Annotated in this window: 23 protein-coding genes; 2 read left to right on the top strand and 21 right to left on the bottom strand. The window is 67.7% G+C overall.

The genetic code is table 11. The features are described from left to right. Positions 1-5: 5 nt before the first annotated feature. Complete coding sequence (locus tag SNE35_RS22535; protein ID WP_320425261.1) at positions 6-1337, bottom strand: NRAMP family divalent metal transporter; 1332 nt, start codon at positions 1335-1337, stop codon at positions 6-8. 359 nt (positions 1338-1696) lie between these two features. On the opposite strand from SNE35_RS22535, the gene SNE35_RS22530 reads away from it, so the two are divergent. After that, positions 1697-3247, top strand: coding sequence for a methyl-accepting chemotaxis protein (locus SNE35_RS22530; RefSeq protein ID WP_320425260.1), 1551 nt, complete (start codon positions 1697-1699; stop codon positions 3245-3247). Between the two features lie 19 nt (positions 3248-3266). Here SNE35_RS22530 and SNE35_RS22525 read toward each other — a convergent pair whose 3' ends face one another. From SNE35_RS22525 to SNE35_RS22445, 17 genes are all read right to left on the bottom strand, one after another. Beyond that, on the bottom strand, positions 3267-4442 hold the full coding sequence (locus SNE35_RS22525; RefSeq protein ID WP_320425259.1) for a Gfo/Idh/MocA family protein: 1176 nt from the start codon (positions 4440-4442) through the stop codon (positions 3267-3269). Further along, complete coding sequence (locus tag SNE35_RS22520) at positions 4439-5476, bottom strand: sugar phosphate isomerase/epimerase family protein (protein ID WP_320425258.1); 1038 nt, start codon at positions 5474-5476, stop codon at positions 4439-4441. The genes SNE35_RS22525 and SNE35_RS22520 overlap by 4 nt, the downstream gene beginning before the upstream one ends. Positions 5477-5478: 2 nt before the next feature. Next, a complete protein-coding gene (locus SNE35_RS22515) occupies positions 5479-6435 on the bottom strand; it encodes a substrate-binding domain-containing protein (protein WP_320425257.1) in 957 nt (318 codons plus the stop codon). 38 nt (positions 6436-6473) lie between these two features. Next, positions 6474-7475 (bottom strand): ABC transporter permease, encoded by a 1002-nt coding sequence (locus SNE35_RS22510; protein WP_320425256.1) that lies wholly within the window; start codon positions 7473-7475, stop codon positions 6474-6476. Continuing rightward, the gene (locus SNE35_RS22505; RefSeq protein WP_320425255.1) at positions 7475-8992 is read right to left on the bottom strand and encodes a sugar ABC transporter ATP-binding protein; all 1518 of its coding nucleotides are present in this window, start codon (positions 8990-8992) and stop codon (positions 7475-7477) included. The genes SNE35_RS22510 and SNE35_RS22505 overlap by 1 nt, the downstream gene beginning before the upstream one ends. Before the next feature lie 141 nt (positions 8993-9133). After that, on the bottom strand, positions 9134-10345 hold the full coding sequence (locus SNE35_RS22500; protein WP_320425254.1) for an ROK family transcriptional regulator: 1212 nt from the start codon (positions 10343-10345) through the stop codon (positions 9134-9136). 45 nt (positions 10346-10390) lie between these two features. Further along, positions 10391-10963 carry an HAD family hydrolase gene (locus tag SNE35_RS22495; RefSeq protein WP_320425253.1) on the bottom strand — a complete coding sequence of 191 codons (573 nt, stop codon included), beginning with the start codon at positions 10961-10963 and terminating at the stop codon, positions 10391-10393. Then, positions 10960-11934 carry an ROK family protein gene (locus SNE35_RS22490; RefSeq protein WP_320425252.1) on the bottom strand — a complete coding sequence of 325 codons (975 nt, stop codon included), beginning with the start codon at positions 11932-11934 and terminating at the stop codon, positions 10960-10962. The genes SNE35_RS22495 and SNE35_RS22490 overlap by 4 nt, the downstream gene beginning before the upstream one ends. Beyond that, positions 11931-12629: a ribulose-phosphate 3-epimerase gene (locus tag SNE35_RS22485; RefSeq protein WP_320425251.1), complete on the bottom strand. Its 699-nt coding sequence runs from the start codon at positions 12627-12629 to the stop codon at positions 11931-11933. Before SNE35_RS22485 ends, SNE35_RS22490 begins: the two co-directional genes overlap by 4 nt. Further along, complete coding sequence (locus SNE35_RS22480) at positions 12626-13441, bottom strand: alpha/beta fold hydrolase (RefSeq protein WP_320425250.1); 816 nt, start codon at positions 13439-13441, stop codon at positions 12626-12628. The genes SNE35_RS22485 and SNE35_RS22480 overlap by 4 nt, the downstream gene beginning before the upstream one ends. Further along, the gene (locus tag SNE35_RS22475) at positions 13438-14295 is read right to left on the bottom strand and encodes a sugar phosphate isomerase/epimerase family protein (protein ID WP_320425249.1); all 858 of its coding nucleotides are present in this window, start codon (positions 14293-14295) and stop codon (positions 13438-13440) included. Before SNE35_RS22475 ends, SNE35_RS22480 begins: the two co-directional genes overlap by 4 nt. Next, positions 14295-15371: a Gfo/Idh/MocA family protein gene (locus SNE35_RS22470; protein WP_320425248.1), complete on the bottom strand. Its 1077-nt coding sequence runs from the start codon at positions 15369-15371 to the stop codon at positions 14295-14297. Before SNE35_RS22470 ends, SNE35_RS22475 begins: the two co-directional genes overlap by 1 nt. A gap of 15 nt (positions 15372-15386) precedes the next feature. Then, positions 15387-16475 carry an ABC transporter ATP-binding protein gene (locus SNE35_RS22465; protein ID WP_320425247.1) on the bottom strand — a complete coding sequence of 363 codons (1089 nt, stop codon included), beginning with the start codon at positions 16473-16475 and terminating at the stop codon, positions 15387-15389. 6 nt (positions 16476-16481) lie between these two features. Next, positions 16482-17363, bottom strand: coding sequence for a carbohydrate ABC transporter permease (locus SNE35_RS22460; protein WP_320425246.1), 882 nt, complete (start codon positions 17361-17363; stop codon positions 16482-16484). Continuing rightward, a complete protein-coding gene (locus tag SNE35_RS22455) occupies positions 17353-18237 on the bottom strand; it encodes a carbohydrate ABC transporter permease (protein ID WP_320425245.1) in 885 nt (294 codons plus the stop codon). The genes SNE35_RS22460 and SNE35_RS22455 overlap by 11 nt, the downstream gene beginning before the upstream one ends. A gap of 89 nt (positions 18238-18326) precedes the next feature. Beyond that, positions 18327-19580, bottom strand: a complete 1254-nt coding sequence (locus SNE35_RS22450) for an ABC transporter substrate-binding protein (protein WP_320425244.1) — start codon at positions 19578-19580, stop codon at positions 18327-18329. 138 nt (positions 19581-19718) lie between these two features. After that, a complete protein-coding gene (locus SNE35_RS22445) occupies positions 19719-20582 on the bottom strand; it encodes an AraC family transcriptional regulator (protein ID WP_320425243.1) in 864 nt (287 codons plus the stop codon). Positions 20583-20720: 138 nt separating this feature from the next. On the opposite strand from SNE35_RS22445, the gene SNE35_RS22440 reads away from it, so the two are divergent. Beyond that, entirely contained in the window at positions 20721-21671 is a 951-nt protein-coding gene (locus SNE35_RS22440; protein WP_320425242.1) for a phytanoyl-CoA dioxygenase family protein, read from the top strand. On the opposite strand, the gene SNE35_RS22435 is transcribed toward SNE35_RS22440, so the two are convergent. From SNE35_RS22435 to SNE35_RS22425, 3 genes are all read right to left on the bottom strand, one after another. Next, entirely contained in the window at positions 21628-22152 is a 525-nt protein-coding gene (locus SNE35_RS22435; protein ID WP_320425241.1) for a hypothetical protein, read from the bottom strand. The genes SNE35_RS22440 and SNE35_RS22435 overlap by 44 nt on opposite strands. Positions 22153-22239: 87 nt before the next feature. Next, positions 22240-22827: a TetR/AcrR family transcriptional regulator gene (locus SNE35_RS22430; RefSeq protein ID WP_320425240.1), complete on the bottom strand. Its 588-nt coding sequence runs from the start codon at positions 22825-22827 to the stop codon at positions 22240-22242. Between the two features lie 30 nt (positions 22828-22857). Further along, positions 22858-23577: a hypothetical protein gene (locus SNE35_RS22425; protein ID WP_320425239.1), complete on the bottom strand. Its 720-nt coding sequence runs from the start codon at positions 23575-23577 to the stop codon at positions 22858-22860.

The raw sequence follows: 23577 nt of genomic DNA, 5'->3' as shown, positions 1-23577 counted from the left end.
TGGACTCAGGTGGCGAGCATCGCCAGCACGGCGACAGCCATCACCAGCGTGGCGGACCAGCCGAAGAAGCGGTGCCGTGGCGAGATGGTCCAGTCGCCCATCAGGCGGCGGGACTGGCCGATCCACATCATGACCACCATGATGGGCACCGAGATCACGCCGTTGACGATGGCGCTCCACACCAGCGCCCTGATCGGGTCCAGCTCGAACACGCTCATCAAGGTGCCGATGCCGGTCGCCGCGATGATGATCAGGTAGAAGCCGCGGGCCTCGTGGAAGCCGCGCGAGAGCCCCGACCGCCAGCCGAACACCTCGCTGACCGCGTAGGCCGCCGAGCCCGCCAGCACCGGCACCGCCAGCAGGCCGGTGCCGATGATGCCCAGCGCGAAGATGCCGAACGCGAAATCGCCGGCGACCGGGCGCAACGCCTCCGCCGCCTGGGACGAGGTCTGGATGTTGGTGATGCCATGCAGGTTCAAGGTGACCGCGGTGGCCAGCACGATGCACAGCGCAATCGCGTTGGAGAACAGCATGCCCACATAGGTGTCGGCCTTGATGCGGAACAGGTGCTCGCGCGCATAGGCCGGCTGGCTGCGCAAGGTGGCCTCGTCGGGCCGGCGCAGGCCGTCCTCCACCTCCTGGGACGCCTGCCAGAAGAACAGATAGGGGCTGATCGTCGTGCCGAGCATGGCGACCACCATGCTGGCGTAGTCGCCAACGGAGGTCCCTTCCGGGAAGAAGCGCCAGGGCTGCAGCGATTCGACGGTGGCCCGCCGCCACGGCACCTGCACGACCAGGACGACCGCGAAATAGGCGAACAGCGCCAGCGTCAGCCACTTCAGGATGCGCACCGAGCGTTCGTACGAGAACAGCAGCTGGCCCAGCACGCAGAGCAAGCCGAAGGCGAGGACGTAGAGCTGCTGCTTGCCCGCCAGCAGCAGATGCGCGGCCTCGGCCATGGCGCCGATGTCGGCCGCGATGTTGATGGTGTTGGCCACCACCAGCAGCGCGACCAGCGACATCGTCAGCCAGCGCGGGCAGACGCGGGCGATGTTGGCGCCCAGGCCCTGGCCGGTGACCCAGCCGATGCGGGCCGAGAGCATCTGGATGCCGATCATCAGCGGCGTGGTCAGCAGCAGCGTCCAGACCAGGCCGAAGCGGAACTGCGAGCCGGCCTGCGAATAGGTGGCGATGCCGCTCGGATCGTCATCGGCCGCACCGGTGATGAGTCCGGGGCCCAGGCGGCGCGCCAGGTCCTTGCCATCAGGCAGTTGCCGGCGGATGGACGCGAGGGTGCGAGCCGCCAGAAAGAGGTTGCGAACAATCAGTTGTTGCACGGGTGTCTCCCCGCCGCCGCGCGAGGGCGCGGCGGAAGAATGCGGCGCTCCTTGGGCCGCAGGTGATCAGAGATTCCGGGCAGAGGGCCGAACACGCGCACGCGCTTCGGCGGACTCGAAGTCCCGGGGATGGTCAGGTCGATGCCCCCACCGCCCGGTACTTCCAGCCGTCAAGGGCGACGGCTCAAAGACTGGACGGCGAAGGCCAGCAACTAGGTGCTGGGGTCATGGCAATGCCGTCAAGTTGAGGAGCGCGGATTGTAGGCAATTTGCCTACCACCGCTTGCGGCGATCGCGGCTTGGCGCCGTTACATTTGTGTGAACAATTGCAAAGTAGCTTCCAAACGGGACCCATCACCATGCGATTTCTCTCGAACCTGAAAATCTCCAGGCGCCTGGGCCTGGCATTCGGCGTCTGCCTCGTCCTGTCGTGCCTGGTATCGATGCTGGCGGTGCATTCGCTGAAGAGCATCAACGCCTCGCTGAAGTCCGTGACCGAGGACCGCTACGTCAAGGTCCAGCTGGTCGGCGACATCAAGGAAGAGGTGAACCTGCAGGCGCGCATGGCGCGCAACCTGCTGCTCTTCGAAAAGGAGGCCGACATCAAGAACGAGATGGACGGCCTGGAGAAATCGCGCGCCAAGGTCGGCCCGATCGTGGACCGGCTCGACGAGATGATCAGCGGCGGCAGCGAAGGCCAGAAGCGCCTCGACGTGGTCCGCAGCGACCGCGAGCAGTTCGACAAGGAACTCGCGCAGTTGATGGCCCATGTGCGCGAGAGCCGCATGGCGGAGGCCCGCACCCATGTCCTGCAGGTCATGCGCGCCCAGCAGCTCAAGTACATGGCGGCGCTCGACGATCTGTCCGATCACCAGGAGAAGCTGATGGCGGCGGCGGCCGTGGAAGCGGACGCGCTCGTCACCTCCAGCACCTGGATGGTCGTGGGCCTGACGATCGTCGCCACCTTCGCAGCCGTCGGCTTCGCGTGGTGGGTCTCCCGCTCGATCACCTCGCCGCTGTCGGACTCGGTGGCGATGGCCAAGTCCGTCGCCAGCGGCGATCTCCAGTCGCGCATGACGGTCACGACGCGGGACGAGACCGGGCAGCTGATGTCCGCGCTGGATCAGATGACGAGCCAGCTCTCCAACATCGTCGCGCAGGTCCGCGAGAGCTCGGAATCCATCGCGACGGGCACGGGCCAGCTCGCCTCGGGCAACGCCGACCTGAGCCAGCGCACCGAGCAGCAGGCCAGCAACCTGGAGGAGACGGCCGCGACCATGGAGCAGCTCACCGCCACGGTGAAGCAGAACGCCGAGACCGCGCGCGCCGCGACCGACATGGCCACCAGCGCCATGCAGGTGGCCGTGCAGGGCGGCGAGGTGGTCGGCGAAGCCGTGCAGACGATGGAGCGCATCAGCAACGCCAGCAAGCGCATCGCCGAGATCATCGGCGTGATCGACGGCATCGCCTTCCAGACCAATATCCTGGCGCTGAACGCTGCGGTCGAGGCCGCACGCGCCGGCGAGCAGGGCCGCGGCTTTGCCGTCGTGGCCGGCGAGGTGCGCGCGCTGGCGGGACGCTCGGCCACCGCCGCGCGCGAGATCAAGACGCTGATCGGCGAGAGCGTCGAAACCGTCGAGGCCGGCAACCGTCTCGTCGGCGATGCCGGCAAGACGATGCAGAAGGTCGTCCAGCAGGTGCAGCAGGTCAGCGTGATGATCGGCGAGATCAGCTCCGCCAGCCGGGAGCAGAGCGAAGGCATCGATCAGGTCGGCAACGCGGTGATGCAGCTCGACCAGGTGACCCAGCAGAACGCCGCGCTGGTGGAAGAAGCCGCCGCCGCGGCGGACAGCCTGAAGCAGCAGGCGCTGCGCCTGACGAGCCTGGTGTCGACCTTCAAGCTGGCTTGATAGGCTCGCTTGATAGGCGCTAGAACGGCGTCCATTTCAGTTCGGACTTCGAGGACGCCACCGTTTTCTCGATGAAGCGCACGCCGCGTGCGCCATCCTCCACGCGCGGGTACTCTGCATCCTCCAAGGTGGCCGGCTTTCCGGTCGCCACGCGCGCATGGATGTCGGCCGCGACGCCGATGTAGACGTTCGCGAAGGCCTCGATGAAGGCCTCGGGATGACCGGTCGGCATGCGGCAGGCCTTCAGCGCCGCTTCGCTGAGCCAGGTGGAGCCGCGCGTCAGCGTCATCCGCGGGCCGTCGAGCGGCGCATGGATCAGGCGGTTCGGATCCTCCTGCTGCCAGTCGAGCATGCCGCGCTCGCCGAACACCCGCAGGCGGATGTCGTTCTCGTTGCCGGCCTCGATCTGCGAGATGGCCATCACGCCGCGCGCACCGCCCTTGAAGCGCAGGAGCAGGTTGCCGTCGTCGTCCACGCGGCGGCCGGGCACGAAGGTCGTCAGGTCCGCGCACAGCGATTCGATCTCCAGGCCCGTCACAGTGGCGACCAGGTTCTCCGCATGGGAGCCGATGTCGCCGATCGCGCCGGCAATGCCGGTGCGGGCCGGGTCGGTGCGCCAGTCGGCCTGCTTGTGTTTGCCGGCTTCGAGCAGGGTCGCCAGCCAGCCCTGGTGGTACTCCATCACCACCTTGCGGACCGGGCCGATGACGCCGGCACGCACCATTTCGCGGGCCTGCCGCACCATCGGATAGCCGGTGTAGTTGTAGGTCACGCCGAAGACCACGCCGCGGCGCGCCACCGTGTCGACCAGCTGCTGCGCCTGCTCCGACGTGTGCACCAGCGGCTTGTCGCAGACGACGTGGATGCCCGCATCGGCGAAGGCCTGCGCCACCTCGAAGTGGATGTGGTTGGGCGTGACGATCACGACGAGGTCGATGCGCTCGTGCGCCGGCCGCTTCAGCTCGTCGTCCAGCAGTTCCTGCCAGCTGCCGTGGTTGCGATCGTCGGCAAGACCCAGCTCGCGGCCGGAGGCGATGGACTTCTCGCGCGTCGAGGACAGCGCGCCGGCCACCAGCTCGTAGTGATGATCCAGCGCCATCGCATGGCGGTGCACCGAGCCGATGAAGGCATCGAGGCCGCCGCCCACCATCGCGTAGCGCAGCTTGCGGGGGAAACGATTCAGGGCGTTCATCATCCGGCCATGCCTCCGCGCTTGGAGGTTTGCTGCTTGTTTTTGTCAAACACCGCATCGAAGGCGCCGTGCGCGGGCTCGAAGTCGAGGCGGCGCACGAAGGCGGCGCTCTCGGTCGCGCCGCGGACGCGATCCATGCGGCTGTCTTCCCATTCCACCGACAGCGGCCCGGCATAGCCCACGTCGTTGAGCGCCACGATCAGCGACTCGAAGTCCACCATGCCGCGGCCGACGCTGCGGAAGTCCCAGCTGCGCCGCGGATCGCCGAAGCTCGCATGGCCACCGAAGGTGCCCACCGTGCCGTCGCCCTTGTTCCACCACACGTCCTTCATGTGGACGTTGAAGATGCGTGGGCCGAACTGGCGGATGAAGCGGATGTAGTCGACCGCCTGGTAGGCCAGGTGGCTCGGGTCGAAATTGAAGCCGAAGCGGCGGTGGTGCTTGACCGCATCGAGCGCCCGCTCGCTGGTGGCGATGTCGAAGGCGATCTCGGTCGGGTGGACCTCCAACGCGAAGTTCACGTCAACCTCGTCGAAGGTATCGAGGATCGGCGTGTAGCGGCGCGCGAAGTCCGCATAGCCCGCGTCCCAGTAGGCCTGTGAGGTCGGCGGGAAGGCGAACAGCGAATGCCAGATCGACGAGCCGGTGAAGCCGGTGACCGTCCTGACGCCGAAGGCCGCCGCGGCGCGTGCGGTGGCCTGCATCTCCAGCGCGGCGCGCTGCCGCACGCCCTCGGGGTCGCCGTCGCCCCAGACGTGGTCGGGCAGGATGGCCTCGTGCCGGCTGTCGATCAGGTCGCACACCGCCTGCCCGACGAGGTGGTTGCCGATGGCCAGGCACCGCAGGCCATGGTCGGCCAGCAGCGCGCGCTTGTCGGCCACGTAGCGCGGCGAGTCCAGCGCCTCGCGCACATTGAAATGGTCGCCCCAGCACGCCAGCTCCAGGCCGTCGTAGCCCATGCGCTTGGCCAGCGGCGCGAGTTCGGCCAGCGGCAGGTCGGCCCATTGGCCGGTGAAGAGGGTGATGGGGCGGGCCATGGTCAGAACGGCGAGTCGGGGAAGTAGTACTGCTTGGCGTTCTCCTTGGTCACCAGCGGCGACGGGAAGATCGTCGTGGCCGGCAGCTTCTCGCCCTTCAGGCGGGCCTCGGCGGTGATGCGGATGGCTTCGTAGATGAAGCGCGGGCTGAACCAGATGTTGCCCTGGATGCGCGGGTCGGTGCCGTCGATCAGCGTCTTGATCATGCCCTTCATGCTGGCGCCGCCGAACACCAGCTTGATGTCGGTGCGCTTGGCCTGGTCGATCGCCTTCAGCACGCCCACGGCCATGTCGTCGTCGGCGGCCCAGACGGCGTCGATGTGCTTGAAGCGGGTCAGGTAGTCCTGCATCACCTTGAACGCATCGTCACGATTCCAGTTGCCGAACTTGGCATCCATGATCTTGATGCCGGGGTGGTTCTTCATCACCTCGTTGAAGTTGTCGACCCGCTCGGTGTCCACCGTGGTGGCGATGCCGCGCAGGATGACGATGTCACCCTTGCCGTTCAGCGACTTGGCCATGAACTCGGCCGCGTTGCGCGAGAAGGAAACGTTGTCGTTGGAGATGTAGGCGTCCTGCGCGGAGGTGTCCGAGAGGCCGCGGTCGACGACGACGGTGTAGATGCCCTTGTCGTGGATCTGCGCCACCGGCTTGGTCAGCGCGGCGGACTCGAAGGGGAAGACCAGCAGGTTGTTGATCTTGTTCACCGACAGCAGATCCTGCAGCTGGTTGGCCTGCTCGGCCGCGTTGGCCGCGGTGCGGACGGTGATCTTCAGGTCCGGGTACTTCTTCTCCAGGTCCCTCTTGGCCTCGCCGGCCCAGTAGACGACGGCACCGGTGAAGCCGTGCGTGGCGGCCGGGATCGACACGCCGAGGTTGACCTTGTTCTGCGCGAAGGCGCCGGCACTGCTGGCAGCGAGGAGCGCGGCCACAGCGATTCTGCGAGTGATCTTCTTCATCGACTTGTCTCCGTTGGTTTTGGGGTGGGACTACTGCGCTAGCGCCGTCTTTGCATGAATGCGACGGCGATGATCACGAAGCCTTGGACGGCTGCGTTGAGGTACACGCTGATGATGCTGGTGAGGTTCAGCAGGTTGCTGATGACCGAGAGCAGGATCGCTCCGACCACGGTGCCGGTGATGGAGCCCGCGCCGCCCTTCAGCGCGGTGCCGCCGACGATCACCGAGGCAATCGCTTCCAGCTCCCACAGCAGGCCGGTGGTGGGTGAGGCGGAGCCGAGCCGCGGCACGTAGAGCAAGGTCGCGATGCCGACGCATGCGCCCAGCAGCACGTAGGTGAGCAGCTTGATGTGATCCACGTCGACGGCGGCATAGCGCGCCACCTGCTCGTTCGAGCCGATCGCCTGCACGTAGCGGCCGTAGGCGGTGCGGTTCAGCAGCGCGGCGCCGAGCACGGCGACGACGAGGAACACCCACACCGGAATGGGCACGCCCAGCAGCGCGCCGTAGTAGACCGGCGCATAGGTGTCGGCCAGCTTGTTGTCCAGGGTCAGCGCGCCACCGTTGGAGAAGTAGGTCAGGTAGGCGCGGAAGATGCCCAGCGTGCCCAGGGTGACGATGAAGGGCTCGATGCGCCCGCGCGTGATCAGGAGGCCGTGGGCCAGGCCGAACAGCGCGCCGAGCAGCACGGCGAAGCCCGCGCCGATCACGACGATGGCCAGCGGCGCGAGGCCGCCCTTCTCGCCAAACCTTTCACCCAGCGCATTCATCAGGATGATCACCGCGCCGGCGATCAGCGCCGCCATCGAGCCGACCGACAGGTCGATGCCCCCGCTGATGATCACGAAGCACATGCCCACCGCGATGATGCCGATGAAGGCGGTGCGGGTGAGCACGTTCATCGCGTTGTCCAAGGTGGCGAAGTCGCCGTTCAGCAAGGTGCCGACGATGCACAGCGCCACGAGCCCCGCCACCGGCCCGAAGCCGTGCAGCCGGGCCCACCAGTGGCCGGCGGTCTTGCTGCGATCAGTGCGTTCCATCAATGTGTTCCCGTAGCATGAGCGATCAGGACCTCTTCGGAGATGTCTTCGTTGGCCGCCAAGGTGGCCTGCTGGGCACCGCCGCGCATCACGACGATGCGGTGGCAGATGCCGATCAACTCCATCAGCTCGCTGGAGATGACGATGACCGCCCTGCCCTCGCGGGCCAGGCGCTGGATCAGAAAATAGATGTCGCGCTTGGCGCCGACGTCGACGCCGCGCGTCGGTTCATCGAGCACGATCACCCGCGGATCCGGGTGCAGCACCTTGGCCAGCGCCAGCTTCTGCTGGTTGCCGCCAGACAGCGACGAGGCCTTGATGTCCAGGCTGCCGGTACGGATGCCGAATTCGTCCACCGACGTCTTCAGCGCCACCGTCTCGGCCGCCGCGTCGAGCAGCGGCTTCGTGTAGCGCTGCAGCGCCATCAAGGTGAGGTTCTGCCGCAGGCCGAAGTCCACATGCAGGCCCTTGCCCTTGCGGTCCTCGCTGAGATAGGTGAGGCCCAGCTTGGCGGCCTCGCGCGGGCTGCGCAGGCGCACCTCGGTGCCGTCGATCTCCACCCGGCCGGCACTGGCCTGGCGCAGGCCCAAGAGCCCCTCGAAGAGTTCCGTGCGGCCGGCACCGACCAGGCCCGCGAAACCGAGGATCTCGCCGGCGGCGACTTCGAAGCTCACGTCCTTGGCCCAGCCGGGCACCGTGAGGCCGGTTACCTTCAGCCGCGGCGCGCCGGCCGGGGCTGCGCTCTTGGGCGGATAGAGATCGCTCAGCTCGCGGCCGATCATCAGGTTCGCCATCTCGCGGCGCGTCACCTCCGCCGTCTTGCGTCCGGCGACGAAGCGTCCATCGCGCATCACGACGATGTCATCGGTCACGCGCTCCACCTCGTCGAGCTTGTGGGAGATGTAGACCATCGTCACGCCCTCGGACTTCAGCCGGGCGATCAGCGCGAACAGGCGCTCCGTCTCGCCGGGCGTGAGCGTGGCGGTGGGCTCGTCCATGATCAAGAGGCGCGCCCGTTTCTGCAGCGCCTTGGCGATCTCCACCAGCTGCTTCTCGGCCACGATCAGGCGCTTGACCGGCGTGTCCGGCCGGGCGCGCAGCCCGACCTGCTCCAGCACGCGCGCCGTCTCGGCGTGCATGGCCTCGTTGTCGAGGAAGATGCCGCCAAGACCCCGCCGTATCTCGTGGCCGAGGAAGACGTTCTGCGCGATCGTCAGGTCTTCGGCCAGCGCGAACTCCTGGTGGATCATCGCGATGCCCAGTGCCTCGGCGGCGCGCGGGCCGTCGAGCCGCACAGCATGCCCGTCGATGCGGACCTCGCCCCCGCTGGGCAACTCGTAGCCCGCCAGGATCTTCATCAGCGTGCTCTTGCCGGCGCCGTTCTCGCCGAGCAGGCCGACGACGGTGCCGGGCTGGATGTCGAAGCTGACGCCGTGCAGCACCTGCACCGCGCCGAAGGCCTTGCGCACATCGGCAAAGGCCACGGACACGCCAGGCCTGCGATCAGGCAGGAGCATGTCGCTCGTGGTGCGCTGCGGCTGGCCCATCTTGTCTCGCTGTCATGTTTTCTTTCTGTCTTTATGTTCGCTCGCAAAACAAACTAAAAGAACAATGGTTTTCCCGAGGACGGGCGCCGAGGCCCGTGTCCATCGGAAAGATCAGGCCTCGGTGCCTTCGGCCAGTGCCGCGCCGCCGCCGAAAACCAGGCGCTTGTCGAAGTCCAGCATGCTGCGGTGCAGGGTCATCGCCGCGCCGATCGCGCAGGCGTCGTCGCCCAGCGTGGACATCTCCAGCGGCGGCAGCGGATACGGCGTCACCGAGTGCTTGCGGATCGAGGCGACCACCTCGGCTTCGACATGCCGGTAGATCTGCGCCACCGCCCCGCCCAGCACTACGCGCCCCGGATTGAGCACCGAGATCAGTGAGGCCATGCCGCGCCCGAACCACCAGGCCCATTCCTCGGCCACCTTCCGCGCCGCGCCCTGCCCCGCTTCCAGCGCGGTCACGACTTCGGCCAGGGTCCAGGCCTTGCCGCCGTGATGCCGGTAGCGCGCCAGCACGGCGCTGCGGCCGACATAGCTTTCGAACGATCCTTCGAGCGCCGTCTTCGGATCGAAGCCCTGCTCGCCCAGGTGGATGTGGCCGATCTCGCCGGCATAGCCGTTGTGGCCCCGCTGCAGCTTGCCCTGCGACACCAGGCCGCCGCCCACGCCGGCGTCCACGTAGACGAACAGCGCCTCGTCGACGCTGCCCCAGCGCCGTCCGTAGACCTCGGCCGCGGCGAAGGCGTTCGCATCGTTCTCCAGGGTCACCTCGTCGTCCCACTTCAGCGCGTCGCGCAGCAGGCGGCCGACGGGAAGGTCGTGCCAGTTCAGCATCGGCGCGCGCATCAGCACCTGGCGATCGCGATCGATCAGGCCGGGTGCGGCCACGCAGAGGCCGCGCGGCGTCTGCCCGGCCGGCAGGCGCTTGACCGCGCGGCGCACCATGTCGGCGAGCTTGCGGACCGTCTGCTCCACGTCCGATTGCAGGCCTTCGAACTCGACCGTTTTGCTCTCGATCAGCCGGCCGCCCAGGTCGACGGCCACCACGGACAGATGGCCGATGCCGATGTCGGCACCGAAGATCGCCGAGTGGCCGGGGTTGAGCTGCACATGCTGGCCGGGCCGGCCCGCGCGTCCGCCGGGCGTGCTGCCGGAGACCTCGCGCTCCAGCACGATGCCCTGCTCCACCAGGCCGGCGATCAGGTTGCCGACGGTCGAGCGCATCAGCCCCAGGTCGCGCGCCAGGTCGGCCCGCGTCGAGGTCCCCTGGCGGTACAGGGCATCGATCACGCGGACCTCGTTGATGTGCCGAACGGCGCGTGGCATCGACATATTCGTTGGCCCAGGAGCTCCGGTTGAAAAGCCGCAATGCTACCCGCGGCGCACATCGATCCGGCGCATGCCGGCACGCCGCGCCGCCTCGAGTCCGACGTCGCTGTCCTCGTACACGACGCAGAGCCCCGGCTCGACGCCCAGGCGGCGCGCCGCTTCCAGATAGACGTCCGGCTCGGGCTTGCCTTGCGCCACGTCCTCGATGGTGACGATCGCCTGGAACAGGTCCTTCAGACCGATCGCGTCCAGCGTCGCGTGCACCAGCTCCGCTTCGCCGTTGGAAGCCACCGCCATCGGCACCTGGCCGGCGTGCCGCCGCGCGATGGCGGCGACCTGAGCGATCTCCTCGACCTTGTGGACCCGCTCGCGGTAGAGCTGCGGCAGCTCGGCCATCAGTGCGTCCGGCTCCGGGCTGTGGCCCAACTCGCGCTTGACCTCGTCGATCATCGCGGTGAAGGCCACGCCGTTGCGCGCGATGTACCAGTCCCAGGGCAGCGTGGTGCCGTGCCGCGCCAGCGCGGTGGCCAGGCACTCGTGGTGGATCGGCATCGTGTCGGCGAGCGTGCCGTCGCAGTCGAAGATCAGGGCCTCGAAGGGCGCGTCCGGGTTCATGGCTGCTCCGCCAGGGACATGAAGGCCAGCGCGGCAGCACCGACCAGGCCCGAGTCGCTGCCCAGCGCCGCGCGCACGATCGGCACCGAGCGGAACGGCGGCATCGCATAGCTGTCCACGTGCTGCCGGATGATCGGGTGCAGCAGCTCGAAGCCGTGGGAGACGCCGCCGCCGATCACGACCAGCTCGGGGCTGTACAGGTGCAGCAGGTTGACGATGCCGACGCCGAGCCAGCGGCCTTCATTCGCGACCAGCTCCTGCGCCAGCGCGTCGCCCTGCGCTGCGGCCTCGAAGACATGCTGGCCGGTCAGCGGCTCCGTCAGCGCGGCGAGCCGGCTGGCGGGATGCTGCAGAACGGCCGCGCGCGCATTCGCGCCCAGCGCGGTGCCCGAGGCCAGCGCCTCCCAGCAACCGGGGTTGCCACACTGGCACAACGGGCCGCTGGCCTCGACGGTCATGTGGCCCAGATGCGAGGCCAGCGAGCGGCGGCCCTGCAGCACGCGGCCGTCCGCGATCACGCCGCCGCCGATGCCGGTGCTCACCGTCACGTAGACGAAATCCTGCAGGCCGCGCCCGGCGCCGAAATGCCATTCGCCGACCGCCGCGACCACGCCGTCGTTGCCCAGGGTCACCGGCTTGCCGAGCCAGTCCGAGAGCCACTCCACCAGCGGGATGTCGACCCAGCCCGGCAGCGTCGGGATCGTCAGGATCACGCCGGCCCGCGCGTCCAGCGGGCCGGGCGAGGCGACGCCGACGGCGGGCACCTTGTCCAGGCCGACGCTGCGGCTCACCTCGTGCACCAGGCTCTGCATCTGGCCCAGCACGGCCTTGGGGCCGCCGGCCTTGTCGGTCGGCAGCGCCGCACGGGCCAGCAAGGTGCCTTTGCCATCGACCAGCGCCGCGCGCACCTGCGTGCCGCCCAGGTCGATGCCGACGGCGAACGATGCCTCGGGAACAGCCAGCACATTCATAGGGCGGCCAGCCACTTCATCCGCGCAGGCAGGTCCGCATCGCCGAAGGCCAGCGAGCCCAGCACCACGCCATCGGCCCCGGCTTCGCGCAGCTTGGGCACGGTCTCGTGGCGGATGCCGCCGTCGGCGATCAGCACCATGCGCCGGCCTGCTGCGTGGCGCGCGATCAGCGCGCGGGCCTCCTGCAGGCGGTTCAGCGCTTCTTCGTGCAGGCCCTTGCCCTTGACGCCGATCGCTGTGCCCAGCAGCGTGATGAACTGGACGCGGTCCAGAAAGGGTTCCAGCGTCGCCACCGGCGTCTCGACCTGCAGCACCAGTCCGGGCATCAGGCCGCGGGCGCGGATGCGCTCGATGGCCTCGGCCGTGTTGTGCGATTCGGCATGGACGGTGATCACGTCGGCACCGGCATCGGCGAACTGATCGATCTGCGACATCAGGATCTCGGGCGAGACCATCAGGTGCACATGGATGGGCGCCGCGCTGACGCTGCGCACGCGCACCACTTGGTCCGGGAAGAACAGGAAGGACGGCGCGAAATGCCCGTCGGCCACGTCGACGTGCAGCAGATCGACATAGGGCTTCACGCGCTCCAGGTCTTCGCCGAGACGCAGCGCATCGGCGGACCAGGTGGAGAACTCGGCGATGGGCCGGTCGGTGGGCAGGCGGTCGAACCAGTCGGGTTCGGGACGACTCATGGGGGGCAGCTCCGCAGGAATTGTTCGATGGCGGCACGGATCTCGCGCACATAGGCGCTGCGATCGACCGACTTGGGCGTGACTTCGACGAAGCGCGCAGCGGGCAGCAGGTCTGCCAGCTCGCGCGCCATGTCGATGGGATGGATGGCGTCGTCGATGTGGCCGATCACCAGGGCCGGCACCTGCAGCTTGCGCAAGTCATCTGCAGAGACGCCGGGACCGTCCAGCGAGATCCGGCGCAGCAGTTCGCCGGTGATGTCGGCCGGCTCGCGCGAGAAGAAGCCGGTAAGCGAGGCCAGGTTGTCCGGCGCTTCGCGGGCCAGGCGCCGTGCCGTCTCGCCGGCGAGGAATTCGGCCTTGGCCTGCGCGGCGGGCAAGCGTCCGAGCAGGTGGCCGACCTCGACGTTGGGCGCCGTGTTGGACGGGGCCGGCTCGCAGATCCAGGCCGGCCGGATCAGGATCAGGCCGCGGACAAGTGCCGGGTGCTTGACCGCCAGCCGCGTCGCGATCGCCGCGCCCATCGACACGCCGCCGACGACGGCGCGCTCCCGGCCCGTGGCCTCGATCAGCGCGCGCACGTCCTCGGTGAAGGTGGCGATGGACAGCGCTTCCACCGCACCCGCCGCGGACTGACCGTGGCCGCGGCATTCCAAGGTCAGGAAGCGCGCGTGGGTATCGGTCGAGAAGAGTTCGCTCGTCTGCTCGGCGCTGCCGCACAGCCCATGCTGCAGGAAGACCGGCGCACCGCGGCCGCCGGTGTCCACATAGCGGAGCCCCGGCCCGAACGGATAGCGGGTCAAGGCCTCGCTCATGCCGCCCGCCCGGTGGCCAGCAGGATGCCCAGCTCGTCGCAGGTGCGCTCCAGGAATTGCGCGACACCGGGCGCCTCGCTCTCAGCCAGGCCGTGGGTGATCAGCGGCCCGTCGAAGCCGGCGCCGCGCAGGCACCAGAGGTAGTGCGCGTAGTCGAGCACGCCGGTGCCGGCGGTGGCGAAGCGGCCGTCGGCATGGCGGTCCTTGGCATGGGCCAGGCTGATGCGGTCGGCCAGCAGCTCGATCGCGTCCGCCACGATGCGGCGCTGCTGCTCCACCGGCTGCACCTCGAACAGGTTGGCCGGGTCCAGCACGATGCGCAGGCGCGGGCTGCCGATCTCGTCGATCAGCGCCTTCGCCTTCGCGGCCGAATCGATCACGTTGGCCAGCTCCGGCTCGATGCCCAGCTCCAGGTCATGTCGGTCGGCGATGGCGATGGCCGTGCGCATCGATTCGACGAGGTCGCTCCAGGCCGCAGCCGTGTGGTTGTCGGGATGCTCGTGCCACATGTCCTTGGCATCGCGCGTGCCGGTGCACAGTGTGATCAGCCGCGTGCCCATGGCCGCGCAGGCACCGGCGATCGCCTCCAGCCGCGCGTGGCCCGCCGTGCGAACGGCGGGGTCCGGATGGATCATGTTGTAGGTGCCGGAGACGGCGGCCATGGCCACGCCCTGCGCCTTCGACTGCGCGCCGACGGCGGTGGCCACGGCGGGATCGATCGCATCGGGCATCGACGGCAGGCCGGAGCAGGACATGTTGTATTGCACGGTCGCGTAGCCGGCGCGCCGCGCGGCGGCCAGCACGGTGGCCGGATCGGTGCCGGCGAAGGTCTTGGCGAAGATGCCCAGCTGCATCAGACGCTCCCCTCGACGTCGGCCAGGCGCACCCGCTCGCCGCTGTCCACGCTGCGCACGATGGCCACCATCGCCCGCACCGAGGCGATGCCGTCTTCGATCGTGGCGCCGGTCATCGGCTTGCCGTGCAGCAGCACGTCGGCGAAGGCCTCCAGCTGGCGGCGATAGAAGTGGCCGTCGGCACCGAGCACGCGGCGGCTGGTGCCGTCGCTCTCGTGGAAGATGTCGACCTCGCTGCTCTTGTAGTACCAGGGGTTGTAGGTCTTGGCGAGGATGCTGCCGTTCTGGCCGTAGATCTGGAAGCCTTCGTGCCAGTCCATGCGCACGGCCACGGTCAGGTCCAGGTGGCCCAGGGTGCCGTTGGCGAACTCGGTCTCGACAAACCAGCAGCGCGCGCCGAAGCGCTCGGACAGGCGCGCCCGCACGGCCGTGATCTCGCCGCCGAGGTAGCGCGCCGTATCGGCCAGGTGACAGCCGTGGGCCAGCATCAGGTACTGGCGCATGTCCGCCTTCGGGTCGACGGCGGGCTTCTTGCGCGCGGCGCTGGTGACCATCAGCGGCTGCACCGCGTCGGTCATCGGATAGCGATGCGTGGAGTCGCAGTACCAGGCCTTCAGCGCCAGCATCTCCCCCATGCCATCGTCGATGAAGTCCTTGGCCGCCTGCAGGCCCGCGTCGAAGCGCTTCATGTGCCCGACCTGCAGCAGCTTGCCGCTACGCGCGGCCACCTCGCGCAGCGATTCGACCTCCTCGACGGTGACGCCCAGCGGCTTCTCGCACAGCACATGCTTGCCCGCCTCCAGCGCACGGATCGCCGCGGGAACGTGGAAGGCATCGGAGGTGGCGATGATCACGGCATCGAGCTGCGGATCGGCGAGCATCGCGTCGTAGTCGGCATAGCTGCGCTCGGGCTTGTGCGTCCAGGCCATGCGCTCGCGCAGGTCGTCCGCCACGTCGCAGATGGCGTAGAGGTCTGCATTGCGCGCCTTGGTGCAGCTCTCGAAATGAGCGGCCTGCGCGATCGGGCCGCAGCCCAGGACGCCGACTCGCAGTCGGCGGTCTTCCTTCTTCGGCATGGTCTGTATTTCCTTTCAGTTGAGTGCGATGCCGGACTCGCGGTCGAAGATCGACACCTTGGCGAGTTCGACACCGAAGGTCGTTGGCACGCCGACGGTGACCGACGCGTCCGCGGCCAGGCGGGCCATGATTTCGTGCGGTCCAAGGCGGGCGGCGGCATAGAGGTCCGGGCCGGTCGGCTCCAGTACCTCGACGGTCACCGGCAGCGCCGCGTGGCCCGCGGGCGGCGTGTCGCCGCACACCATCCATTCGGGCCGCAGGCCGATGAAGACCGGCAGGCCCTGCATCGGCACGCGCAGCGAGCTGAAGCGCGCCGGGACGGGGAAGCTCAGCGAGGTGCCTTCGATGGAAAGGCTGTCGCCACGCAGGGTGCCGGGGATCAGGTTCATCGCCGGCGAGCCCATGAAGGTCGCGACGAAGGTGTTGGCGGGCCGCTCGTAGATCTGCGCCGGCGTGCCGAACTGCTGGACCACGCCGTCCTTCATCACGGCGATCCGCGTGGCCATGGTCATCGCCTCGACCTGGTCGTGGGTCACGTAGACGGTGGTCTTGCGCACCCGCTGGTGCAGGCGCTTGATCTCGGTACGCATGTCCACGCGCAGCTTGGCGTCGAGGTTGGACAGCGGCTCGTCGAACAGGAACACCTTCGGATCGCGCACCAGCGCGCGGCCCATCGCGACCCGCTGGCGCTGGCCGCCGGAGAGCTGCTGCGGCTTGCGCTCCAGCAGGTGGCTGATCTGCAGCAGGTCGGCCACCTCGCTGACCTTGGCCGCCTGCTCGCTCTTCGAGAGGCCGCGCATCATCAGCGGGAAGGCCATGTTGCGCGCCACGGTCATCGACGGGTACAGCGCATAGGACTGGAACACCATCGCGATGTCCCGCTCCTTGGGCTCCAGTTGCTCGACCGAGCGGCCGTCGATCGAGATCACGCCGCTGGTCAGCGGCTCCAGGCCGGCGATGATGTTCAGCAAGGTGCTCTTGCCGCAGCCGGACGGGCCGACCAGCACGAGGAACTCGCCGTCGTCGATCGTGAGGTTGATGTCCTTCAGGATGCCCAAGGATCCGAACCGCTTGGTGACTTGTTGGATTTCCAGCGATGCCATGTCTCTTTACCCTTTGACGGCGCCGGCCATCAGGCCGCGCACGAAGAACTTGCCCGCCAGCACGTAGACCACCATCGTCGGCAGCGCGGCGATGACGGCGGCGGCCATGTCGATGTTGTAGGCCTTGATACCGGTGGAGGTGTTGACCAGGTTGTTCAGCGCCACCATCAGCGGCCGCGAGTTGGGGCCGGAGAAGGACGCGCCGAACAGGAAGTCGTTCCAGATCGAGGTGAACTGCCAGATCACCGCGACGACCGCGATCGGCGCCGAGACCGGCAGCAGCACGCGGAAGAAGATCGACCAGAAGCCCGCGCCGTCGATGCGCGCGGCCTTGATCAGCTCGTCGGGCACGGTGACGTAGAAGTTGCGGAAGAACAGCGTGGTGAACGAGATGCCGTAGATGACATGGACGGCGATCAGGCCGGCCATCGAGCCCGACAAGCCCATCAGGCCCAGCAGTCGCGCGATCGGGATCAGCACGATCTGGAACGGGATGAAGCAGCCGAACAGCAGCAGCGCGAAGATGACGCTGTCGCCCTTGAAGCGCCACTTGGTCAGCGCGTAGCCGTTCACCGCGCCGATGGACACCGAGATCGTGACGCTGAACACGCACAGCACGATGGTGTTCCAGAAGTACGGCCGCAGGCCGTCGCAGGCCACCGCGATGCAGGCGGAGGACCAGGCGGACTTCCACGCGTCGAAGCTCGGATCGACCGGGATGCTGAGGATCGTGCCGCCCGAATACGGCGCGAGGCCCGTGATCTCCGGCATCGATTTCAGCGAGGTGAAGACCATCGCCACCAGCGGCACCAGCATGAACACCGCCGCGACCAGCAGCATCGCGTAGATGAAGAGCCGGCCGGGTCTGAAGGAGGACTTAGCGCGCATCTTGGTTCTTCAGCTCGCTGTAGAGGTAGGGCACGATCACCGCGGCGAGCGTGATCAGCATCGTCACCGCGCTGGCGGCGCCGACGGCCATCTCGTTGCGCGTGAAGGTGTAGCCGTACATGAAGGTGGACGGCAGCTCGGTCGCATAGCCGGGGCCGCCGCGGGTGAGCGCCACGACCAGGTCATAGGACTTGATCGCGAGGTGCCCCTGCACGACCAGGGCCGTGAGGAAGGCCGGGCGCAGCGCGGGCACGACGACGTGCCGGTAGATCTGCGGGCCGCCGGCGCCGTCGATCTTGGCGGCCAGGATGATCTCGCCGTTGATGCCGCGCAGCGCGGCCAGGAACAGCGCCATCACGAAGCCGGTGGCCTGCCAGATGCCGGCGATGACGATGCAGTAGATGGCCATCTGCTCGTCCTTGATCCAGTCGAAGCGGAAGCTCGTCCAGCCCCAGGCGTGGAAGGCTTTCTCCAGGCCGAGGTCCGGCGCCATCAGCCATTGCCAGGCGACGCCGGTGACGATGAAGCTGATCGACATCGGGTACAGGTAGATGGAGCGCAGCACGCCTTCGGCGCGCACCTTCTGGTCGAGCAGGATCGCCAGGCCCAGGCCCAGCGCCGTGGTGATGCCGATGTAGAGCACGGCGAAGAGGCCGAAGTTCGTCACAGCCACGATCCAGCGCGGCGAGTTCCAGAGCCGCTCGTACTGGAGCCACCCGACGAAGTTGAAGTTCGGCAGCATCCTCGATCCGGTGAAGGAGAGGACGGTGGTGAAGGCGATGAAGCCGTAGACCGCGATGCAGATGACGATCAGGCTGGGCGCTAGGGCCAGCTTCGCCATGTGCCGGCCCAGCCAGCGCGACAAGGGTGACATGGACGTCCCGAGTGAAACCGAAGAGGAGAAGGAAAGGGAAGAAAAAGGCTGGTGGCAGCGCCGGCCACCACCAGCAAAACCCTCAGGAGTTACTTGGCTGCGGCGACCGAGCGCACCAGCTCATCGACGGCAGCCTGCGAGGACTGGTCGGAGTTGAAGTGCTTGGTCACGACGTCGAAGTAGGCGCGCTGCACGCCAGCGGGCTGCGCATGACCGTGGGCCAGCGAGCCGTAGACGTGGTTGGCCGCGCTGGCCGCTTTCAGGTCGGCCATCGACTGCTTGCCGCAGTCGTCGAACTTGTCCATGCTGACGTCGTTACGCGCCGGGATCGAGCCCTTGGCCAGGTTGAAGGTGACCTGGAAGCTCGGGTCCATGATGGCCTGGGCCATCAGCAGCTGCGCGGGACGCTTGGCCGCCGAGACGTTGAACATCGCGAAGAAGTCGGTGTTGAACAGGAAGGAGCCCTGCGTGCCCGGCGCGACGCTGCACAGGATGTCCTTGCCCGGCACCTGCTTGGCGGCGATCACCTCGCCCTTGGCCCAGTCGCCCATCAGCTGCATGGCGGCCTCGCCCTTCAGCACCATGGCGGTGGCAAGGTTCCAGTCGCGGCCGGCGAAGTTGCGGTCCACATAGCTGCGCAGTTTGCGCATCTGGTCGAAGACCTTGATCATCGTCGGCGACTTCAGCGCGGCCGGATCGGCATCGATGATGGCCTTCTTGTAGAAGTCCGGGCCGCCGATGCCCAGCACGACGTCTTCCCACACGGTGGTTTCCTGCCAGGCCTGGCCGCCGAAGGCCAGCGGCGTGATGCCCTTGGCCTTGAGCTTGTCGGCCGTGGCGTTGAACTCGTCCCAGGTCTTCGGCGGGGTCAGGCCGTTGTCCTTGAAGATCTTGGCATTCATCCACAGCCAGCTCGGGCGGTGGATGTTCACCGGTGCGGCCACCCAGTGGCCCTTGTACTTGCCGAAGGCCTGCACCGCCGGCGGCACGACCTTGTCCCAGCCGCCCTTGACGGCCACGTCGTCCAGATTGCCCAGCGAGCCTTCGACGGCCCAGTCGCGCACGTTCATGCCGAGCTGCTGCGCGGCGGTCGGCGGGTCGCCGGCGACCACGCGGGCGCGCAGTGCGGTCGAGGCGGCCTCGCCACCACCGCCGGCCACGGCCATGTCCACCCACTTGACGCCGCGCTTCTCCAGATCCTGCTTCAGCACACCGACCGCGGCACCCTCGCCGCCGGAGGTCCACCAGTGCATCACCTCGACGCTCTGGTTCTGGGCCTGCGCTGCACTGAACACCATCAGTGAGGCCGCCGCGGCAACGGCCCTCAACACGTTCGAACGCATATCACTGTCTCCTGGTTTGTATTTGGGAATTGATCGCAGCAAACGACCGACTCTCGTTTCGGTCTCTATTTGTTTGCTTGCAAAACCAATTTATTCGAACGACGAAAAATCGAACACCCAGGAAAACCCTGGACAGCCTCAGCGCTTCAGGCTGAAGCGGCTGCGGTACTCGCGCGGCGTCTGGCCCTTGAGCGCTTTGAACTGGCGCCCGAAGTTGGCGAGCGAGCGGTAGCCCACCGCTTCCGCGATGCCGGCGATCGGCCGGCCGTCCGCCACCAGTTGCGCGCAGGCCTCGCCGATGCGCAGGCGCATTACGTACTCGGTCAAGGTCGTGCGCGTCTGCCGCAGGAACATGCGGTGGAAGGCCGAGGCGCTGAGCGCGGCGATGCGGGCTAGGTCGTCCACCTTGACCTCGTCGCGGTAGTTCTCGTGGACGTGCTCCAGCACCCGGTCGATGCGCGAGCCGCCCGGATCGGTGACCGAAGACGCCTGGTTGGGCGCGGCGAGCGATTCAGCGGCGGCGTCGGACGACAGCGCCAGCAGGATCGCGATCAGGTCCAGCAGGCGCTCGGCCGGTGGCTTGTCGAACAGGGCCTCGATGGCCGGGCGGGCCCGGCGGGCGGCCTCGGGCGAGAACTTCAGGCCGCGCGACGAGCGCTCCAGCATCGCGCCGATCGCGCGCAGCTCGGTCAGCAGGTCCATCAGCCCGCGTGCCCATTCGGGCCGGAACTTGATGACCATCACATGGTGGGGCTGGCCCTCGTCGAGCTTGTTGGACGAGAACCAGGTGTGCGGCAGGTTCGGCCCCACCATCACCAGGTCGCCATCGTCGTAGGTGCCCACGTGGTCGCCGATGAAGCGGTGGCCCTGGGAGTTGGTGGTCAGGGTCAGCTCGTACTCGGGGTGGTGGTGCCACTCGAACGCGATCGGCTCGCGCAGCACGTGCAGCATTGAGCAGGACACGCCATCGGCGACCGGGACTCTCTCGAGGTAGGGCTTCATCAATGTGCTCTGTACGACCTGCGCTTAAGCAGGAACGCCAGAATAGTATGAGTAGTCGCCAGTCCCCTACAACAGCTCGTTTTGCCGCCCGCCTAACCTTCGGGCCGTCAGTTCACACAGAAGACGACGGAGACACGGATGGCACACGCGACCGACTACGACCAGGACGACCACCCCACATCGACACGCAGCAGCACCCAGCTGTCGCAACTGAAGAAGCGGCTTCCGCTGCGCGTTCTCTCGCCCGAGGACTTCGCCCACTGGCAGCGCCGGGGCTACGTCATCGTGCGCAATGCCGTGCCGGCGGAGAACGTCGAGCGGCTGAAGTCGCTGCTCTGGGAGTTCGAGGAGAAGGACCCGAAGGATCCGTCGACCTGGGACGTCACGACGCGGCGCGAGCACCCGGAGGCCGCCGTCAACTATGCCGGCATGGTGGAGATCTACAACCATCAGCTGCTGTGGGACAACCGCATGCAGCAGCGGGTCTACGACGCCTTCGTGGACATCTGGGACATCGAGGACCTGTGGGTGGCGATCGATCGCGCCAACCTCAACACGCCCAACCGCGGCAAGCGCAAATCGAACGGCTTCATCCACTGGGACGCCGACACCTCGCGCGAGCCCAAGCCGATCTCGGTCCAGGGCGTGCTGTCGCTGGTGCACCAGGACGGCGGCGACATCGGCGGCTTCCAGTGCGTGCCCTGGCTCTTCGAGCACTTCGACGAGTGGGTCAAGACCCAGCCGGCCGACCGCGATCCGCACCATCCCGACATGACAGGCATCGAGGACAAGCTGGAGAAGCTCGAACTGTTCCCCGGCGACCTGATGATCTTCAACTCGCTGCTGGCGCATGGCGTGGCGCCGAACATGACCGAGGACAAGGTGCGGATGGCCCAGTACATCTCGATGTTCCCGGCCGAGGAAGCCAACACGGCCGAGCGCGAGGCCCGCATCACCTCATGGCGCGAACTGGAACCGCCGATCCGTGCCGGCTTCCCGGGCGACCCGCGCGGCTGGGAGAAGAAGCACGGCCGGGTCGCCGAGCTCACTCCGCTCGGCGAGAAGCTGCTGGGCCTGAAGCGCTGGTAGCCCGGCGGATGCCGCGGCTCTGCAACACGAAGCCGACGATGAACAGGACGAGCCAGCCCAGCAGCGCCGTGCGCACCACCGGATCGTCCGGACCGGTGGCCAGCGGCGCAGCGGCGGGCAGCCGCGTCAAGGTCTCGTTGATGCCCGGCACCAGCAGCAGGAAGAAGCTGAACGAGAGTCCGAAGGCCTGCAGATAGGGCCGCAGCCGCCCGAGGAACGAGAACGCCGGCACCAGCCACGCACCGCCGAAAGCCGCCAGCAAGGCCAGCACACCCAGCACATGGCCGGGGTTGATGCCGCCGGTGCTCGACAGACCGAAGGAGGTGAGGACCGACACCGTCAGCCCGGCGAGGTAGAGCTTGCCGGCGCCGCTGGCGGCATCGATGCGACGGTCACGGGTCAGGCCGTACAGGCCCGCGACGACCGGCAGCAGGCTGATCAGGGTGTGGGCAATGCCCAGCGGCGACAGAGGATGAGCCATGATGATGAGTCTCCATTTAAACCTACTAGTAGGTAGTTAACGTGAGAAAAAAATGGCGGCCAAAAGAGCCGCCACCGGTGGGTGAATTCAGGTCGACTGGGTGAGCTTCAGGATCGCCGGTTGCACGACCGCGGGGAAGACCTTGGGATCGTCCAGCGCGCGGGCCATCAGCATCGCCCCATGCACGACCGCCATGAAGGCCTGCGCCGACACGGCCGGGCTGTTGAGCAGGTGGAACTGGCCACGCTCGACACCGCGCTTCAGCAGCGCCGCCAGCCATTCGTTCAGGTCGCGGAAATGCGCCCTCACCTCCACCGCGACTTCATCGGGCACGCTGGGCAGTTCCGTCGCCAGCACGGCGCAGATGCAGAACGGCGACTCGCCGCTGCGGATGCAGCCGGCCCAGTAGTCCGCGTAGGCATTGAGTTCGGACAGCGGATCGTCGAAGTGGCCTTGCAGCGATCCGAGCGCCGTCTTCGCCTCCTGGCGATACAGCGCAATCACGGTCTGGACCAGCACCGCCTTGCTCGGGAAGTGATGATGGATGCTGGCCTTGGAGATGCTGACCCGCTCGGCGAGGTCCGCATAGCTGAAGCTGTTGTATCCGCCACGGACCAGCAGCGATCGCGTGTGCGCGACGATCTCCGCGGCCTTGGGTGAGAGTTCTGCTGACATGCATGCATTCTACTAGTTGGTAGATTGATGTCAACAAGATCGCCCCAGCAGAAATCCGGAGCAGGCCACGAGACTCAGCGAGGCCTGGACAACGACCAGCGCCTGCGGGCCGGCGATGTCGATCGCAAGGCCGAGCGCCAGGGCCGCAAGCGCCGGACCCAGCGCGAAGACCCAAGGCAGTCGCCGTGCAGCGCCCCGCTCCGCCGTGGGCCCGCCACGGTCGAAGCTGGCCAGGCCCCAGGCCACCGACTGGCATAGCGACAGCGCCATCAGCCCGCGCAGGCCCGGCAATGCCAGCAGCAACACGACGCCCAGCGCCATCGCCGCAGCGATGCAGGCGGGCTCGTCCACCCATCGGCTCAACCGGCGGATCGCCAGCGGCGGCAACACCATCGCCGATAGGTGCAGCGCCAGCGACTGCCAGGGCTGTAGGCCATAACCCCCGCACCACAGCGCCATCAGCGGCAGGGTCGCCATCATCGGCAGCATCGCGCACCGGGCGCAGAACGCCGGCCAGGCCCTCGGCTGCCTCCAGGGAATGCGGCTCACGACCGGCATGCAGCTCCCGACGCGGAACCAGCGCGCCTGGTGCCCGAAGTGCAGCAGCAAGCCGATGCAAGCCAGCCAGGCCGCGATCGGCATCAGGCCGCCGGCCAGCGTGGGGGTCAAGACTTGCCCCAGTTCGCCCAGCGAGAACCAGCAGCCGATCAGCAGGGCCGCGCCGCAGGTTCGCAGAGCCGCCGGGTGCAT

The sequence above is a fragment of the Roseateles agri genome (assembly GCF_034043675.1).
Lineage (GTDB): Bacteria > Pseudomonadota > Gammaproteobacteria > Burkholderiales > Burkholderiaceae_C > KK5.
This window is presented reverse-complemented; position numbering and strand designations above follow the sequence as displayed.